The organism is Aeromicrobium sp. A1-2 (assembly GCF_003443875.1).
Classification (GTDB): Bacteria; Actinomycetota; Actinomycetes; order Propionibacteriales; family Nocardioidaceae; genus Aeromicrobium.
On sequence record NZ_CP027482.1, the window covers coordinates 523,807 to 540,450 of the forward strand.

Consider the following 16,644-nt stretch of genomic DNA (forward strand, 5'->3'; position numbering starts at 1 on the left):
AACATCGAGGCCACTCGTGCAGGTGACACAATGGCGACCGTGACGACGACTATCGCGGTGGCGAACCAAAAAGGTGGGGTCGCCAAGACGACCACGGTGGTGTCCCTCGGGGCCGCGCTCGCCGAGCTCAAGCAACGGGTCCTGCTGGTCGACGTCGACCCGCAGGGCAGCCTGACGTTCTCGCTGGGCATCGACCCGGAGGATCTGGATGTCACGGTCGCCGAGGTGCTGCTGGGCACCAAGCAGGCCGAGGACGCGATCGTCATCACCGACGACGGCATGCACCTGCTCCCGGCCAACATCACGTTGACCCAGGCCGAGGAGAGCCTGGTCGGGCGCACGGGACGCGAACAACGCTTGCGGGTCGCGCTCGACAAGGTCGCCGACGACTACGACTGGATCCTGATCGACTGCCCGCCGACTCTCGGCGTGCTGACCGTCGGGGCGCTGTCGGCCGCTCAGCAGGTGCTGATCCCGCTACAGGCCGAGACCCTGTCGCACCGCGGGGTCGGCCAGCTGCTCGACACGATCCATGACGTGCGCCAGTTCATCAACTCATCGCTGGAGGTGATGGGCGTCCTCCCCACGATGTACGACGGGCGCACCAAGCACGCGCAGAACGTCCTGCAGGCGATCCGCGACACGTACGACCTGCCGATCGTGACGCCGCCGATCCCCAAGACGATCCGCTTCGCCGAGGCCCCGGCCATTGGCCGATCGGTGCTCTCCACGGCGCGCAACCACAAGGGTGCCGATGCCTACCGGCAGGTCGCGGCGGGGATGCTCGCAAGTCGCACCAAGAAGTAGGGGGTCCGACGGGGTCCACCCGTCGTAGGATGTCGGAGTGTCCCAGCGCCAGGCCAGTCATCGGGCCGTCCGCCACCGGTCCGTCCGTCGGCACGGGCGCGTCGGCGTACTGGGACTCGCACTCGGCGTGACGATCGCGGTCGGCGGTCTCGCGGTCGGTGTCCTGCCGCAGCTCAAGGCCGAGCCTGCCGCGGCCGATGTCGGCGCCCGGAGTCCGGCGGCGATCACGACCGCGACGTTCGACCCGTTGGAGATACCCCGCCCGGCAGTCAAGCCGCGGGTCGCGGTGGCGAGCGTCACTGAGGTCCCCGCGCTTCCGGAGGGCTCAGGCTCGGGGCGGCGGATCGTGTTCGACCAGGGCGATCAACGCGTCTGGCTGGTGGGTGACGACGGCTCGGTCGAGCGCACCTATGCGGTGTCCGGCAGCCGGTTCGACAATCTGCACCCCGGGACGTTTGCGGTGCTGTCCCGCAGCCGCCACGCCACGTCGTACGACTACTCCGGCACCCTGGAGTACTTCGTACGGTTCACGACCGGCTACTCCGCACCGATCGGATTCCATGCTGTCCCGCGCTACAACAACGGCGAGCTGGAGCAGACCAAGGCGCAGCTCGGCACGCCGTTGTCAGCGGGCTGCGTACGGCAGTGGATGCCCGACGCGATCGCCCTGTGGGACTTCGCCCCGGTCGGCACGAAAGTCGTCGTCACCCCCTAAAGCCCCCGCTGAGGGGTCACCTACAGTGCGGCGACGGGTCACTTATTGCCCGCTGACGGGTCACCTGTCGCGCGGTGACGAGTCACTTGTGTCATGGGCGTCGCGCAAGAAGTGACCCGCGACTGAACCAAAAGTGACCCGTCAGCGGACGAAAAGTGACCCGTCAGCGTGGGGGTTAGTCGGTCTTGGCGACCGGTGCGCCGCCGCGCGAGCGGGTGCGACTGCGGTTGCGACGGGGCCGCTGGCCGCCCTCGCTCTGCTTGTCGCCGCCACCGTTGCTGCTGCCACCGTTGCTGCCGCCGCCGGACTGCTGCGACTTCTGCTCGCCGCCGCGTCCGCCACCGTCGCTGCGTCCGCCACCTGAGCGGCCACTGCCGCCGGAGCGTCCGCCACCGCGGCCGTCGTCCTTCTTGGGCTCACGCGGCGATGCCGGCTTGAGGCGTCCCTTGACGTCACGGCTGATGCCGAGGTCGTGGAACAGGTGATCGGACGTGGAGTAGGTCTCCTGCGGCTCGTCGAACGGCAGGCCCAGCGTCGTGTTGATCATCTTCCAACGCGCCAGATCGGCCCAGTCGACGAACGTCACGGCGATGCCGGAAGCACCCGCGCGACCCGTACGACCGATCCGGTGGACGTACGTCTTGTCGTCCTCGGGGCAGTTGTAGTTGATGACGTGCGTGATGCCGGCGACGTCGATGCCGCGGGCGGCGACGTCGGTCGCGACGAGCAGGTCGATCTTGCCCTCACGGAACCGGTTCAACGCCTTCTCGCGAGCGGGCTGCGCCATGTCACCGTGCAGCGGCGAAGCCGGGAAGCCGCGGTCGACGAGCTCGTCGGCAACACGCTGCGCGGTGCGCTTGGTGCGGGTGAAGATGATGATGCGTCCCGCATCGTCGGCCTGCAGGATGCGGGCGACGATCTCGGCCTTGTCCATCTCGTGGGCCTGGAAGACGAACTGGGCCGTCGCCGGCACCATCTGCGTCTCCTCGCCCGACTCGGCACGGATGTTCATGGGGTGGCGCATGTGCTTGCGGGCCAGCCCGACGATCGCGCCCGGCATGGTGGCCGAGAACAGCATCGTCTGGCGGGTCTCCGGCGTCTTGGCCAGCAGCGACTCGACGTCGGGCAGGAAGCCGAGGTCGAGCATCTCGTCGGCCTCGTCCAGCACCAGCGACTTGACGTGCGAAAGGTCGAGGGCGCCGCGGTTGGCCAGGTCGAGCAGCCGGCCGGGCGTACCGACGACGATGTCGACGCCGGACTCCAGCGCGTCGAGCTGCGACTCGTAGGGGACGCCGCCGTAGATCGTCAGGTTGCGGGTGCCGCGACGCTTCGAAGCGACCGCGATATCGCTGGCGACCTGGATCGCGAGCTCACGCGTGGGGGCGACGATCAGGGCCTGCGGCTTGCCCGCGACGACCTGATCGTAGTCGGGATCGTGGGGCGCGACCGTGCGCTGGATGACGGGGATGCCGAAGGCCAGCGTCTTGCCGGTTCCGGTGCGCGCCTGTCCGATCAGGTCGGTGCCCATCAGGGCGACGGAGAGCGTCATCTCCTGGATCGGGAAAGGGTTCTCGATGCCAACGTCAATCAATGCGTCGGCGATCTCGGGCATGACGCCCAGATCTTTGAACGTAGTCAGGGTCTTCTCGAATTCTTCAGACTCATGGATTTTCCATGGTCAGTCTAACGTCTGGTCAGTTCGGGCTCGCGCTACGCTGCTCAGTCATGGCTTCCAAGGACTCATCCACCCCATCGACGATCGACGATCCGACCTATCGGAAGGGCGTCGTTGAGTTGCTCGGGCTCCTCGCTTATGGCGAGATCAGCGCGTGCGAACGCCTCGCAGAGGACGCCAAGATGGCGCCCGACCTCAAGACCAAGGTCGAGATCGCCGCGATGGCCACCGCCGAGTTCGGCCACTTCGAGAAGCTCCGCGACCGACTCGTCGAGCTCGGGGAGGATCCGTACGCGACGATGCAGCAGTTCTCGGCGATCTTCGAGCGATTCCACAAGCAGACGAGCCCGTCGGACTGGCTGGAGGGACTCGTCAAGGCGTACGTCGGTGACGGCCTTGCGGCGGACTTCTACCGTGAGATCGCGGCATACCTCGACGCAGACACCCGCGCGCTCGTGCTCGACACGCTCAGCGGCACCGGACACTCCGAGTTCGTGATCGACGCGGTCCGCGGCGCGATCGACCGCGACCACCGCGTCGGTGGCCGGCTCGCGCTGTGGGGTCGGCGGCTGATGGGCGAGGCCCTGAGCCAGGCTCAGATGGTGGTTGCCGAGCGTGACGCGCTGACCACGGTACTGGTCGGTGGTGTCGACCACCCGGGGATGGACCTGGCCGCGATCGGGCGGATGTTCACCCGACTGACCGAGGCCCACGCTGCTCGTATGGAAAAGCTCGGGCTGGCTGCCTGACCGTCGCGAGGTTGCGGCAACGGGCCGCGTCGAGCGGCTGTCCCGCCTGCCGGTAGACGTTCGCCGCGCGGCGGAAGCGGGCCCGACTGGTTGCCAGGTCGCCCTCGGCCCCCCGGAGGTGGCCGCGAACCTCGTCCAGTGCCGCGAACCATGCCGGCAGTCGCATCACGACGTCTGCCAGATAGGTTGCCGCCTGCTCGTAGCGCAGGGCCCGGTCCAGATCGCCGGCGCGGGCGGCGGCGATGGCGGCGGGGACGGCGAACGTGATCCGACAGCCGGGGCAGGTCTCTGCCGGACCAAGCACGGCAGCCTCGGCCGCGTCGAGAGCGACGAGGGCGGCGTCGGGCGAATGGGCAGCGAGGATACGCGCGCCGTAGATCCGGTCGAACAGATGAAATCCGACCTCGGAGTCCTGCGCGATGGCGAGCGCGTCGTCCAGCATCGCCCGGGCATCCTCGTCGTTGCCCCGATATAGGGCCACGTCCGCTCGCCGTTGCAAGGAGAACGCCTCGCCGGTCGTGGCGGCGATCGCGTGGTGAAGTCCTTCTGCTGCAGAGAGATCGATCTCGGCCTCATCGAGTCGCCCGGCCAGCATCTTTGCCTCGCCGCCGATCGTGCGGGCGAAGGCGGCTCCGCGCGCCGCGCCGATTCGCTGGGCCTCCGCGCCGAGCGAGTCGGCGAAGGCAATGACGTCGGCGTACGGGCGAGAGCCGTAGAGCAGACGCTGCGTGATGCAGAGCTGTCCGTCGAAGACGTTCACCGCCAGGTGCGGCAGATCCCGAGTCTCCTCGAGGTCGATCCACACGCTGCCGCGCAGTTCGCCACGAGCGTGTGCGGCGGCAGCGTTGGCCCACGAGGCGACCACGAGGGAGGCGGAGTCTGCGGAGCTGAGCGCAAGTCGCCGGCTCTCGGAGGCTGTGATCGTCCCGCGAGTCGGGTCGCCGAAGCCGAGAGCAGCGGCGCCCGAGAGGGTCAGGGCGCGGGCAAGACGGCCCTCGACCGTGACGGGCACGGCTCCTTCGAGCGTGCGCAGGGCCCCGGCGGGGTCGCCCTGCTTGACCTGCGCCAATGCTTGACGGGCGAGAATCTCGTGCGCCGCCGTGGGGCTCGCGGCGCGAGCCGCCTCGGCGTACGCCCGCAGAGCGCCGGTCTCGCCGAGCGCCTCGAGGCAGGTGGCCCGCAGCAGCAGAGCGTCCACGTGCCGGGGTGCGTGGCTCAGCAGCGGTTCGAGGTATGCCAACGCGTCTCGGAACGCTGCCAGGTCGACGGACGCATGCGCCGCGGACAGCAGCCAAGGGGCCGCGCGGTCGGGGCGGTGGCCGTCGAGCCAGTGTTGAGCAATCAGTCCGGGTGAGCCGTTGACCTCTTCGAGTCGGCGGGCCGCGTCCCGGTGCACGCCGACCTGGCGGTGAGGGGAGATCTCGTCGACCATGGACTGCCGAACAAGCTCGTGGGTGAATCGATATCCGCCTCCACTCACGGCCAGGACGCCCGCGGAGATGGCTGCGTCGAGCAAGGCGAACGCTTCCACCTCATCGGTCCCGGTCAACGCCAGCACGCTGGCGAGGTCGAGATGGGCGCCGGCCAGGGCGAGTCGACGGAGGTTCGCGGTGGCGCCGTCGTCGAGGTCGGTGAATCGTGCCGCGATCGCGTCCTGGGGTGAGCAACCGATGCGAAGCTCACCGCCGGCAGCCGCGCTCTTGACCAGCTCGAGCACGAAGAACGGGTTGCCCGCTGCCAGCCCGACCAGCTCGGTGACAGTGTCGTCACAATCGACCAGACCCGACGACGCAGCAAGTGCACGCGCTTCGTGCTGGTCCAGTGGTTCGAGGTCGATCCCGATGGCAGCCCCGGCACGCACCGCTCGCGCGACGCCGTCCCGCAGTACTCCGTGTGCCGCGGGCGCTCGATACGACAGCACCGTCAGTATCGGTGCCGACGACACTGCGCCGAGATGGAACAGCGCCTCAAGTGTTGCAGGGTCCGCGACATGCGCGTCGTCGACGCAGATGACGATGCCGCGAACGCCTGATGCGGCCGTCAGCAGCCGGCGGACTGCGCCAATCACCTGGTGGCGGGTGACGGGCATCTTCAGGTCCGTCGGGGCCTCGACCAACGGTGACAGCTTGGCCAAGACTGCGCGACCGCGCGGGCCCACGGCCTCGAGAGCCTCGGGATCTGTTGCGATGATCTGATCGATCGCCGCAATCAGGACCGCGTACGGACCCTCGGACACGGCTGCCGCAACAGCGACGGCTCGCCACCCCTCGGTCTCGGCAATGGCGACCACCTCCCGACAGAATGCGGACTTGCCGATGCCAGCCGGCCCCCGTACCGCGACGATGGTCGCGGCCGATGGCGAGTCGAGACGTAGGCGCGACGTCACCGTCAAGACCTCGAGCTGTCGCCCGAGGAATGTGGACTCGGCCGTCGCCAGGCTTCGGGTGCACTCGTCGTAGACCGCATCAGTCTCGGCGCTCGGCACGATGCCGAGCTCGGCCCGCAACGAGGTACGCAGTCGGCCGTACGACGCCACGGCCGTGTGTTGCCGGCCCGCAGACAGCGCCACGCGCATGACCTCCCGGCAGGCCTCTTCGTCATTCGGGTCTGATTGCAGCAGGCGATCCCATCGACGACCCTGGCGCAGCACGGCGAGGTTGAGCAGCCGGAGCCGATCCCGGGCCGGCTGGCTCCAGTCCTCGTAGAGGGAGTCAGGAAGCAGATCGCCGACGTAGGACTCGGACGCGAGCCGAGCGGTCTCAGGATCACCCCTTGCCAGCGCGGCCTCGGCGGCCTCCGCGAACATCGCTGCGTCCGTCGTGACGACACTCGACGGGAAGAGGGTCACGTGCCCCTGATGGAGGGTCACGGCATCGGGGTCGCCCAGCGTGCGGCGAGCGTGGTGGGCGGCTTTGCGGAGGTTGGCCGCGCCGGCCTGAGCGCCGAGGTGGGGCCAGAGCGCGTCGATGGCCTGCTCGCGCAGGATGCTGTGTCGATCGGTCAACGCGAGCAGTTGGACGAGCTCGGCGGCGCGTCGCCCCGGCCAGCAGCCGCTGATGATCCGATCGTCGCCGAGATGCACCTCGAAGGCTCCGAGGAGTCGCACATGCACCGCAGCGCCCCTCATGGTCACCTCCAAGACTTCGAGGGTATCGAATCTGTCGGTTCGGGCGATGATGTTCGTCTCGGCGTCGCCCCGGGTCTAGGGATCTGACGGGAACGTTCGAGGAACGGTCAGGGGCGAGACTCGGGCGAAAGTCCGACTCACACCTGGAGAAGATCATGGCTATCGCGATCCACGACATGGACGTCGAGCTCTCAGCGGGCGACCTCGTCACCCGGTACGTCGAGATGGGAGACCTGGCGATCCGTCACGTGACGGTTCCGGCTGGCACCGATCTGGGCCCAGTCCTGCAGGGATTGCCGGGCGACCGGTGCCCCAGCCCGCACTGGGGCATCATCCTCGAGGGCTCGATCACCATCGAGCACGCCGACGGGACGGTCGAGACGGCCCGGGCCGGCGAGGTCTATCACTGGCCCGCTGGACACACGGCACACACCGACGAAGGCGCGGTGCTGATTGAGGTCGGCCCGGCCGGCCCCATGAAGCAGTTTGGCGAGCATGCGCAGAAGGTCATGGCTGGAGCGTGATCGTGATGCGGCTGGTGTGCGCGGTCCTCCGTGGCTGGCACCGTGTTGCTGCCGCCCGCGTCGGCGGGCCGGCGTCCATCGGCACTGCCGGGATGGACGCCGGCCCACCGGCCTCAGGAACTACTGGGCTGTGGCGGCGGCAGCCTCGCTGGCGGCCAGCCCGAAGCCGACCTTGCGCGCGGCATCCGACGTGAAGTCGAGGTAGGCCACCCGGGCGGCCGGGACCGCGACGGTCCGACCCTTGTCGTCGGTGAGGGTGAACACCGTGTCGTTCTTGAGCGCCTCATCGAGCAGTGCGAGCACGGCCTGGGGCTTCTCCTCGGTCGACACTGACAGTTCACGAGGCGCGTACTGCACGCCGATCTTGACCTCCACGGTCACTCAACTCCTTGGGTGTTGTCGTCTTCGTTGCGGGGGAATCCGCCGATCCCGCGCCAGGCGAGCCCGGCGACGAGCTGGACGGCTTCGGTACGGGTGAGGCTCGAGTCCTGCGACAGCCAGTTGCGGGCGCCGACATGACCCATGCCGACCAGGCTCACGGCGAGCAGGTGCGAGGCGGCGTCCGGAAGCCCGGTGTCCTCGCGGATCACCTCGGCGATGGCCGCAGCCGACTCCTCTACGACCCGGTCGACCTGCTCGCGCACCGATGGGTCGCTGGTCAGGTCGGACTCGAAGACCAGCCGGAAAGCGGCGCCCTGGTCGGCGACGTAGTCGTACCAGAGCTCCATCGTGGCCTGCACGCGTCGACGGTTGTCGGTGGTCGAGGCGAGCGCGGTCTTGACCCCGGCGATCACGGTGTCGCACGAGGTCTCGAGCAGCGCCAGGTAGAGGTCGAGCTTGCCGGGGAAGTGCTGGTAGAGCACTGGCTTGGACACGCCAGCCCGCTCGGCGATCTCGTCCATCGATGCGGAGTGATAGCCCTGCTCGACGAACACCTCGAGCGCGACGTCGAGCAGCTGGGCGCGTCGGGCGGAGCGCGGCAGGCGGCTCGTACGGGGACGCAGCGGGATGGCTTCGGTCACGTACCCAACAGTAGACGGTCGATCCCGGGATCTGGACGCGTGCCGTCGGCGTTGCCCGCGCGGGGAACAATGGACGGTGGATGCGGCGTTATGTCGCCATCAACAGATTCACAGAGGAGAACCCGTGGTCGCCCCACTCGTGGAACCCGCCGACGAACTGACCATCGACGAGGTACGTCGCTACAGCCGCCACCTGATCATCCCGGACGTCGGGATGATCGGTCAGAAGCGGCTCAAGAACGCCAAGGTGCTCGTGATTGGCGCCGGAGGCCTCGGCAGCCCCGCCCTGCTCTACCTCGCCGCGGCGGGGGTCGGCACGCTCGGCATCATCGACGACGACGTCGTCGACGAGTCCAACCTGCAGCGGCAGGTGATCCACGGGCAGTCCGACATCGACAAGCCCAAGGTCGCCTCGGCTGCGGAGTCGGTCGCCGAGATCAACCCGTACGTCACGGTCATCCAGCACGACGTGCGGCTCGACACCGACAACGTCATGGAGATCTTCGCGGGCTACGACCTGATCGTCGATGGCACCGACAACTTCGCGACTCGTTACCTGGTGAACGACGCGGCCGTGCTGCTCGGCAAGCCGTACGTCTGGGGCTCGATCTACCGGTTCGAGGGCCAGGTGTCGGTGTTCTGGGCCCAGGAGGGTCCGCAGTACCGCGACCTCTACCCCGAACCGCCGCCGCCGGGCATGGTCCCGTCGTGCGCCGAGGGCGGAGTGCTGGGCGTGCTGTGCGCCTCGATCGGCTCGATCATGGTGACCGAGGCGATCAAGCTGATCACCGGCATCGGTGACCCGCTGATCGGCCGACTGATGGTCTATGACGCGCTGGAGATGCGCTACTCGACCCTCAACATCCGGCGCGATCCGACCGGTGAGCCGATCACCGCGCTGATGAGCGACTACGAGGCGTTCTGCGGTGCGGTCAGCGAGGAGGCAGCCGATGCGGCCGCCGACTCGACGATCTCGGTCGTGACGCTGGACGGGTGGCTCAAGGAGCGCAACGACGGCGGGCGCGACTTCGTGCTGGTCGACGTACGGGAGCCGGGGGAGTACGAGATCAACCAGATCCCTGGCTCGATCCTGATCCCCAAGGGCGAGTTCCTCAACGGCAAGGCGCTGGAGCAGCTGCCCGACGACAAGCAGATCGTGCTGCACTGCAAGTCCGGTGTGCGGTCGGCCGAGGCGCTCGCGGTGCTCAAGGGTGCCGGCTTCGCCGACTCCGTGCATGTCGGCGGTGGCGTCGTGGCCTGGGTCAACCAGATCGACCCCAGCCAGCCGTCGTACTGACCCACCTCCGCGCTGAGCCTGACGTTCATGTCCCGACACGCCGTGTCCCGACGACAGAAACGTCAGGCTCAGCGCGTTCACTGGCGACATGAGTCCTGACTTCACGGAGCGCGTCCTCGACCTGGTGGAGCGCATCCCGCCTGGTCGGGTCCTGTCGTACGGGATCATCGCCGAGATCCTGCAGGAGGGCGGACCTCGTCAGGTCGGCCGGGTCATGGCCCTGGAGGGCGGTGCCGTCGCGTGGTGGCGGGTCGTCCGCGCCGACGGATCCCTGCCGCCCTCGCACGGTGTCGGCGCCCAGGAGCACTACGCGATCGAGGACACACCGATGCGCAACAACGGCTCGGCGGTCGACATGGCGCGGGCGCTGTGGCAGTTCGATGACTGACTGTCACCCGCATCTGGTGGGATGGGCCCATGCCCGTCGAGTACGTCCTGCGCCCCACCGTCCCGGACGTCGCCGACGCGCCTGACCTCGATCTGTCGCAGCGCGCCGTCGTCGAGCACCGCGGTGGCCCGCTGCTGGTGTTGGCCGGCCCCGGCACGGGCAAGACCACGACGCTCGTCGAGCTCGTCGTCGACAGGGTCGCGCAGGGCGTCGCGCCCGAGGACGTCCTGGTCCTGACGTTCAGCCGCAAGGCCGCCCAAGACGTTCGCCAGCGCATCTCCCGACGCCTCACCGGCGGTGTCGTGCCGGCCATGACCTTCCACTCCTACTGCTACGGACTGGTGCGGGCCGACTCCCAGCCTGAGGAGTTCGCCGATCCGCTGCGCCTGCTCAGCGCGCCCGAGCAGGAGTGGCGGGTCGCCGAGATCCTGCTCGGTGCCACCGAGATGGGACGGGTGACCTGGCCCGACGAGCTTGCGCCCGCCCTGCGTACCCGTGGCATCGCACGCGAGATCGCCGACTTCATGTCCAAGGCGCGGGCGCTGGGCCTCGAGCCCGAGTCGCTCCGTCAGCTGGCGACGGCCCGCGACGAGCCGGTGTGGAGCAGCCTCGCGAGTCTCTGGTCGGAGTACGACCAGGTGCTGTCGCTGGCGCGTGAGGCCGACTACTCGGGGCTGGTCGACGATGCCCTCGGTGTGCTCGTCGCCGCCGACGAGGCCGACGAACTGGCGCGCCACCAGCCGCGCCTGCTCGTCGTCGACGAGTACCAGGACACCGACCCGGCCCAGGTCAACCTCCTGCGTACGCTCGTCGGTCCGCACACCGAGCTGGTCGCGTTTGGCGACCCAGACCAGTCGATCTACGCCTTCCGGGGAGCAGACATCCGAGGCGTGTGGGCGTTCGGCGAGCATTTCGGCAGCGAGGCCCGGCCGGCTCGCACACTGTCGTTGCAGCACTGTCGCCGGCTCGGCCCCGAGCTGCTTGCCGCCTCACGCGAGATCGTCCGCCCGATGGGCATCTCCGGGGGCATGGACGTCGAGGAGTTCACGTCGTTCCGCCACCCGCTCCCGGCATCGACGACCGGGCGGGTCGAGACGCCAACGTTCACCGACCCGCGTGCCGAGGCCGAGCACATCGCACTGCTGCTGGCCCGCGCACATCTGGATGATGAGGTGCCCTACGACGAGATGGCGGTCCTGGTGCGCGGCGTCAGTTCGATCGCACCGATCGAGCGGGCGCTGCGCGAGGCGGGCGTCCCGGTCGAGGTCGCCGGTGACGAGATCCCGCTCGCCAGACAGGCCGCGGTGCGAGCGCTGTTCCACGCGGCCGAGTGCGCCCAGGCTGTCGCGCAGCAGCGGACCATGGTGCCGGAGCAGGCCGAGACCCTGTTGGTTGGACCACTCGGGCGCCTCGACCCCTCGGAGATGCGTGTCCTTGCGCGACTGCTGCGTCGACGTCACGCCGACGACTCCGGTGAGCTCCTCGACTCGCGCGAGCTGCTGGCCGAGTGCCTCGTGGAGCCCGCTCTGTTGTTCGCGATCGAGCCGCACGGCCCACACGGTGGGCTCGTCAGTCGGGTCCAGCGGATCGCCCGGTTGCTGCGCACCACGGCCGATCTGATCCTCGGGCACGCGCCCGCCGAGCACGTCCTGTGGGCACTCTGGGACGGCTCAGGCTGGCCACGCCGTCTCGTCGCGGCAGCTGAGACGGGAGATGCCGAGGCGCATCGTGATCTCGATGCCGTCGTGGCGTTGTTCGACGACGCCGCTCGTGCCGAGGAGCGCGGCGGTCGTGCCGAGATCGGCACGTACCTCGACGCGATCCAGGCCCAGCAGATCCCGTCCGACACGCTCGCCGAGCGCGGCATCCGAGGCCGTGCCGTCCGGCTCATGACGGCGCACCGATCCAAGGGGCTGGAGTGGGACCTCGTGGTGGTCGCAGGCGTCCAGGACGGCGTGTGGCCGGCAGTCCGTCCACCACACAGCCTGCTCCGATCCGAGCGGCTCGATCCTCGCGGAGACGGGCGCCCACCGACCTTCGGCGCCCTGCTGGCCGAGGAGCGACGGTTGTTCTACGTCGCGGCGACCCGTGCCCGGCTCCGCCTGATCGTCACGGCTGTTGCCAGTGCCGCGAGCGACGGCGACCAGCCGTCGCGCTTCCACCAACAGCTGGAGGCCTTGGCGACCACTGCGCCGTCGCCCGTCCCCCTGCCACGGCCTCGCCGCGGGGCCACGATGCGCGGGGTCGTGACCGAGCTGCGGCTCATCGCCGAGGAGGGTGGGTCCGACGACGAACGTGACGGCGCAGCTCGTCGGCTGGCCGTGCTGGCGGGCGAGGGCGTCCATGTCGCCTCACCCGACCGCTGGTGGGGGCTGGCCGAGCTCACCGAGTCCGACGAACCGGTCCGTCCGGTCGACGAGCCGCTGGCCCTGTCGGGCACGACGGTCGACGGCCTGACGTCCTGCGCACTGCGGTGGTTCCTGTCCCGCGAGGCCAAGGGGGAGAGCGGGTCGTCCACAGCGCAGGGGTTCGGCCTCGCGGTGCACGTGCTGGCCGCCGAGCTCGTCGCGGACCCGCCGATCGACGCCGATACCCTGGTCCGCCATCTCGACGCGGTTTGGCACCAGCTCGACTTCGACACTTCATGGATTGCCGCCCGCGAGCGCGCCGAGGCCGATGCAGCGGTCCACCGGCTGGTGCGGTGGCACCGCGACCGCGGCGAGCGCGCGGTCCTGGGCGCCGAGGTCGAGTTCGTCGTGGAGATACCGGTCGGCGACGACGTTGTCCGCCTGCGCGGCTCGATGGACCGCGTCGAGATCGACGCAGCCGGACGGGCCCATGTCGTCGACTTCAAGACCGGCAAGGTCAAGCCGTCGGCCGCCGACCTGCAGGAGCATGCGCAGCTGGGCGTCTATCAGGTCGCTGTCGCCCACGGAGCCATCCCCGACCACGACGTCAGCGGCGGGGCCGAGCTCGTGCACCTGCGCCAAGAGCTCGCCAGGGCTCCCGGCCTCCCGGTCGTGCAGCGCCAGTCGACGCCTGACCCCGATGCACCGTTCTTCGCCTACGACCTGCTGGCCCGGTCGACCCACACGCTGCGGGCCGAGCAGTTCTCCGCAACCCCCAACGACAGGTGCGCGGCCTGCGCGTTCCGACGGTCGTGCCCTGCCCAGGATGGCCAGCCCACCGTGACCGAGGACGTTCGATGACCCGCCTGATCCATGACGTGACGCACCTGTGTGAGGTGCTCGGCATCGCGTTCAGCGACGAGCAGACGACCGCGATCACCGCCCCGTGGGACCGACCCGGCGTGATCGTGGCGGGCGCCGGATCCGGCAAGACCACCGTGATGGCGGCGCGCGTCGTGTGGCTGGTGGGTCACGAAGGTGTCGCCCCCGGCTCGATCCTGGGTCTGACGTTCACTCGCAAGGCAGCAGCTGAGCTGGGCCGCAAGGTCCGCGACGACCTGCTGGCGATGGCCGACACGCCGACGGTGCTCGATCTGCTCGACGCCCAGGGCGAGCCGACCGTGGGCACGTACAACGCCTTCGCCGGCACTCTCATCACCGAGCACGGGCTCCGGCTCGGGCTCGAGACGGATCTTCAGCTGACGTCGGACGCGACCCGGTTCCAACGGGCCGCACGGGTCATCCGCCGCTACCGCGAGCCGTTGCCCAACATCGGCGTTCAGCTCGCCGAGACCATCGTGCGCGTGCTCGCGCTCGACGGCGCACTGTCGGAGCACCTCGTGACGCCCGATCGGCTCCGCGAGCACGACGCCGGCGTGGTTGCGACGATCGACGGGATGGCCGCGCCGGTCAAACCGCTGCTCAAGGCCCGCGCGGCTGCGCTGGAGCGCATCGATCTCAGCCGCCTTGTGGAGGCCTACCGCGACGACAAGCGCTTCGCGGGCGTCATGGACTTCTCCGACCAGATGGCCGGCGGCGCACGCCTGGCGATCGAGCGTCCCGAGGTCGGCGAGATGATGCGCGAGCGGTTCGAGGCCGTGATGCTCGACGAGTACCAGGACACCTCGGTGGCCCAGCGGCTGATGTTGCAGGGCCTCTTCGCCGGTGGGCACGCGATCACCGCCGTGGGTGATCCTGCGCAGGCGATCTACGGCTGGCGCGGCGCCTCGGCCGACAACATTGCGCGGTTCCACGAGCACTTCCCAGCACGCGACGCAGCCACCGGCGTGACGTACGGCCTGCGCACGAGCCGGCGCTGCCATCCCGACATCCTGGACGTGGCCAACCGGGCCGCCGCTCCCTACTACGCAGCCCACCCCGAGCTCGCGCCACTGATGGCGCCGGAGCGGGAGCCCGAGCGCCCGGCGGAAATCACTGCGGCGCTGTTCGACACAGTCAGCGATGAGTCGGCGGCACTTGTCGACGACGTCGTCGCGGCTCGTGAGCGCAATTCGGGCGAGTCCGTGGCGATCCTCGTCCGCACCCGCAGCGAGATGCCTGCGCTGACCGCCGCGCTGCGTGGCCGGGGGATCGACGCCGAGGTGGTGGGGCTCGCCGGGCTGCTGACCCTGCCGCACGTCAACGACGTCGTGAGCCTGTTGGAGGTCGTCTCCGACGCGACGGCCAATGCCTCACTGCTGCGGCTGCTGACCGGCGATCGGTGGCGTGTCGGCGCGCGCGACCTTGCACTCCTCGGCCAGCGTGCCTCCGCCCTGGCCCGAGGGCTGGCCGCTCCGGGCACTGATTCCCTGGACGGACGCCTGAGTGATGCGGTCAGCGGTTCGGACCCGACCGAGATCATCTCGTTGTCCGATGCCCTCGACGATCCCGGCAACCTGCCCTACTCGGCTGCCGCTCGCGAGCGATTCGTCGAGATCGCCGATGTCGTGCGGTCCGTGCGACGCAGCCTCGGTGGTGCCGTTGCCGACGTCGTCCAGCTCGCCGTACGACGTCTTGACCTCGATGTCGAGACTGCCCTGCTGGGCACCGGCGCGGCAGCCGATCTCGCGTCGCTGGTCGATGTCGCGGCTGGCTTCTCCACGGTCGGCGATGTCGACACGCTGCCGGGATTCGTCGCCTACCTGCGTGCCGAGGAGGAGTTCGGCAACGGTCTTGAGGTGCCCGACCGGGCCCGCGACGGTGCGGTGCAGATTCTGACGATCCACACGGCCAAAGGCCTGGAGTGGGACCGGGTGTTCGTCCCGTACGTCGTGGGTGGTTCCTTCCCGAGCTCGCAGGGTCGTGACCGCTGGACGTCCAACGCCAAGGGCTTTCCCTACCCGTTGCGGGGCGATGCCGATGTGCTGCCGCGGCTCGCGGAGTGGACCAGCAAGGGTCTGACCGCCCTGACCGGCGAGTACGTCCAGGAGGCGCTGTCAGAGGAGGTCCGGCTCGCGTACGTTGCGTTCACCCGCGCCCGGACCGCGCTGCACGTCAGCGGCCACCGGTGGGGCCGCACCCAGAAGACCCCGCGCAAGCTCTCGGACTTCCTCGAGGCCGTTGCCGAGACGTGCCGCGCGCAGTCCCGTCCGGTCACGCAGTGGTCTGCCGAGCCCGCACCGGACGACGTCAACCCCGAGCTGCAGGTCACCCCGACGAGCTGGCCGCTCGCCCGACCACCCATGCCGCGGCGTGAACGGGCTGCCGATCTCGTGCGTCGCCACATCGATGAGCCGCAGGATGTCGGGCCGGCCGAGGAGTCCGAGCGACTCGCCGCGATCGACCGTGAGCTGCAGGCGCTCCGGGCCCGCGCGGCCAGTGCGGACGGCCCCATGGAGGTGCCGGTGCCCGCCTCGCTCTCAGCGACCGCGGCGATGGCGCTGGTCGACGATCCCCAGGAGTTTGCCCGGTCGCTCGTACGTCCCGTGCCTCGCCAGCCGTCCGCCGCGGCGCGACTCGGCACCCGGTTCCACGCCTGGGTCGAGACGCACTTTGGGCAGCAGCCGTTGCTGGATCCGTCCGAGCTCCCGGGCCGGGCCGACTCGGGGCTCGAGACCGATGCGGAGCTGGCCGAGGTCGTCGAACGTTTCCTGACCGGTCCCTACGCCGATGCGGTGGCCCACGCGATCGAGGCGCCGTTCTCGTTGCTCCTCGGCGACCAGCAGATCGTCGGGCGCATCGACGCAGTGTTCGAGACGGCCCTGCCTGACGGCTCGAGGGGCTACGAGGTCGTCGACTGGAAGACCAACCACAAGGCGACCGCCGACCCGCTCCAGCTGGCGATCTACCGGCTCGCGTGGGCTGAGCAGCGCGGGATCGACCCGGCATCCGTGACCGCCGCGTTCTACTACGTGCGGCTGGGCGAGGTCCAACGACACGACGACCTTCCAGACCGCGACGAGCTCGGGCGGAGGCTCGGACTAGCGTAGCGG

12 protein-coding genes are annotated in these 16,644 nt (G+C 69.4%); 8 read left to right on the forward strand and 4 right to left on the reverse strand.

The window, feature by feature from the left end; translation table 11 throughout:
- Window positions 1-30 precede the first annotated feature (30 nt).
- Together C6I20_RS02605 and C6I20_RS02610 are read left to right on the forward strand one after the other, a co-directional pair.
- Window positions 31-807 carry a ParA family protein gene (locus C6I20_RS02605; RefSeq protein ID WP_118394536.1) on the forward strand — a complete coding sequence of 259 codons (777 nt, stop codon included), beginning with the start codon at window positions 31-33 and terminating at the stop codon, window positions 805-807.
- 37 nt (window positions 808-844) lie between these two features.
- Window positions 845-1,522 (forward strand): L,D-transpeptidase, encoded by a 678-nt coding sequence (locus C6I20_RS02610; RefSeq protein WP_118394537.1) that lies wholly within the window; start codon window positions 845-847, stop codon window positions 1,520-1,522.
- 175 nt (window positions 1,523-1,697) lie between these two features.
- On the opposite strand, the gene C6I20_RS02615 is transcribed toward C6I20_RS02610, so the two are convergent.
- Window positions 1,698-3,134: a DEAD/DEAH box helicase gene (locus C6I20_RS02615; protein WP_118394538.1), complete on the reverse strand. Its 1,437-nt coding sequence runs from the start codon at window positions 3,132-3,134 to the stop codon at window positions 1,698-1,700.
- Between the two features lie 113 nt (window positions 3,135-3,247).
- On the opposite strand from C6I20_RS02615, the gene C6I20_RS02620 reads away from it, so the two are divergent.
- Complete coding sequence (locus tag C6I20_RS02620; protein WP_216822970.1) at window positions 3,248-3,946, forward strand: ferritin-like fold-containing protein; 699 nt, start codon at window positions 3,248-3,250, stop codon at window positions 3,944-3,946.
- Here C6I20_RS02620 and C6I20_RS02625 read toward each other — a convergent pair.
- Window positions 3,888-7,073 carry an AAA family ATPase gene (locus tag C6I20_RS02625; RefSeq protein ID WP_216822971.1) on the reverse strand — a complete coding sequence of 1,062 codons (3,186 nt, stop codon included), beginning with the start codon at window positions 7,071-7,073 and terminating at the stop codon, window positions 3,888-3,890. The genes C6I20_RS02620 and C6I20_RS02625 overlap by 59 nt on opposite strands.
- Before the next feature lie 155 nt (window positions 7,074-7,228).
- Between C6I20_RS02625 and C6I20_RS02630 the strand changes: the two genes are divergently transcribed.
- Window positions 7,229-7,597, forward strand: coding sequence for a hypothetical protein (locus tag C6I20_RS02630; protein ID WP_118394540.1), 369 nt, complete (start codon window positions 7,229-7,231; stop codon window positions 7,595-7,597).
- 120 nt (window positions 7,598-7,717) lie between these two features.
- Here C6I20_RS02630 and C6I20_RS02635 read toward each other — a convergent pair whose 3' ends face one another.
- Together C6I20_RS02635 and C6I20_RS02640 are read right to left on the reverse strand one after the other, a co-directional pair.
- On the reverse strand, window positions 7,718-7,978 hold the full coding sequence (locus C6I20_RS02635; protein ID WP_254052221.1) for a DUF3107 domain-containing protein: 261 nt from the start codon (window positions 7,976-7,978) through the stop codon (window positions 7,718-7,720).
- Window positions 7,975-8,619, reverse strand: coding sequence for a TetR/AcrR family transcriptional regulator (locus tag C6I20_RS02640; RefSeq protein WP_118394541.1), 645 nt, complete (start codon window positions 8,617-8,619; stop codon window positions 7,975-7,977). Before C6I20_RS02640 ends, C6I20_RS02635 begins: the two co-directional genes overlap by 4 nt.
- Before the next feature lie 124 nt (window positions 8,620-8,743).
- Between C6I20_RS02640 and moeZ the strand changes: the two genes are divergently transcribed.
- The 4 genes from moeZ (at window position 8,744) to C6I20_RS02660 (ending at window position 16,641) form a co-directional block, all read left to right on the forward strand.
- On the forward strand, window positions 8,744-9,916 hold the full coding sequence (moeZ, locus tag C6I20_RS02645) for an adenylyltransferase/sulfurtransferase MoeZ (RefSeq protein WP_118394542.1): 1,173 nt from the start codon (window positions 8,744-8,746) through the stop codon (window positions 9,914-9,916).
- A gap of 88 nt (window positions 9,917-10,004) precedes the next feature.
- Window positions 10,005-10,304 (forward strand): MGMT family protein, encoded by a 300-nt coding sequence (locus tag C6I20_RS02650; RefSeq protein ID WP_118394543.1) that lies wholly within the window; start codon window positions 10,005-10,007, stop codon window positions 10,302-10,304.
- A gap of 29 nt (window positions 10,305-10,333) precedes the next feature.
- The gene (locus C6I20_RS02655; protein ID WP_118394544.1) at window positions 10,334-13,513 is read left to right on the forward strand and encodes an ATP-dependent DNA helicase; all 3,180 of its coding nucleotides are present in this window, start codon (window positions 10,334-10,336) and stop codon (window positions 13,511-13,513) included.
- Window positions 13,510-16,641 carry a UvrD-helicase domain-containing protein gene (locus C6I20_RS02660; RefSeq protein ID WP_118394545.1) on the forward strand — a complete coding sequence of 1,044 codons (3,132 nt, stop codon included), beginning with the start codon at window positions 13,510-13,512 and terminating at the stop codon, window positions 16,639-16,641. The genes C6I20_RS02655 and C6I20_RS02660 overlap by 4 nt, the downstream gene beginning before the upstream one ends.
- Window positions 16,642-16,644: the final 3 nt, after the last annotated feature.

What these genes read in the sequence shown, in the direction of transcription:
- C6I20_RS02625 (WP_216822971.1), bottom strand. Translation starts at nt 7,073, where the DNA reads ATGAGGGGCGCTGCGGTGCATGTGCGACTCCTCGGAGCCTTCGAGGTG.
- C6I20_RS02660 (WP_118394545.1), top strand. Translation starts at nt 13,510, where the DNA reads ATGACCCGCCTGATCCATGACGTGACGCACCTGTGTGAGGTGCTCGGC.
- C6I20_RS02620 (WP_216822970.1), top strand. Translation starts at nt 3,248, where the DNA reads ATGGCTTCCAAGGACTCATCCACCCCATCGACGATCGACGATCCGACC.
- C6I20_RS02605 (WP_118394536.1), top strand. Translation starts at nt 31, where the DNA reads ATGGCGACCGTGACGACGACTATCGCGGTGGCGAACCAAAAAGGTGGG.
- C6I20_RS02650 (WP_118394543.1), top strand. Translation starts at nt 10,005, where the DNA reads ATGAGTCCTGACTTCACGGAGCGCGTCCTCGACCTGGTGGAGCGCATC.
- C6I20_RS02630 (WP_118394540.1), top strand. Translation starts at nt 7,229, where the DNA reads ATGGCTATCGCGATCCACGACATGGACGTCGAGCTCTCAGCGGGCGAC.
- C6I20_RS02655 (WP_118394544.1), top strand. Translation starts at nt 10,334, where the DNA reads ATGCCCGTCGAGTACGTCCTGCGCCCCACCGTCCCGGACGTCGCCGAC.
- C6I20_RS02615 (WP_118394538.1), bottom strand. Translation starts at nt 3,134, where the DNA reads ATGCCCGAGATCGCCGACGCATTGATTGACGTTGGCATCGAGAACCCT.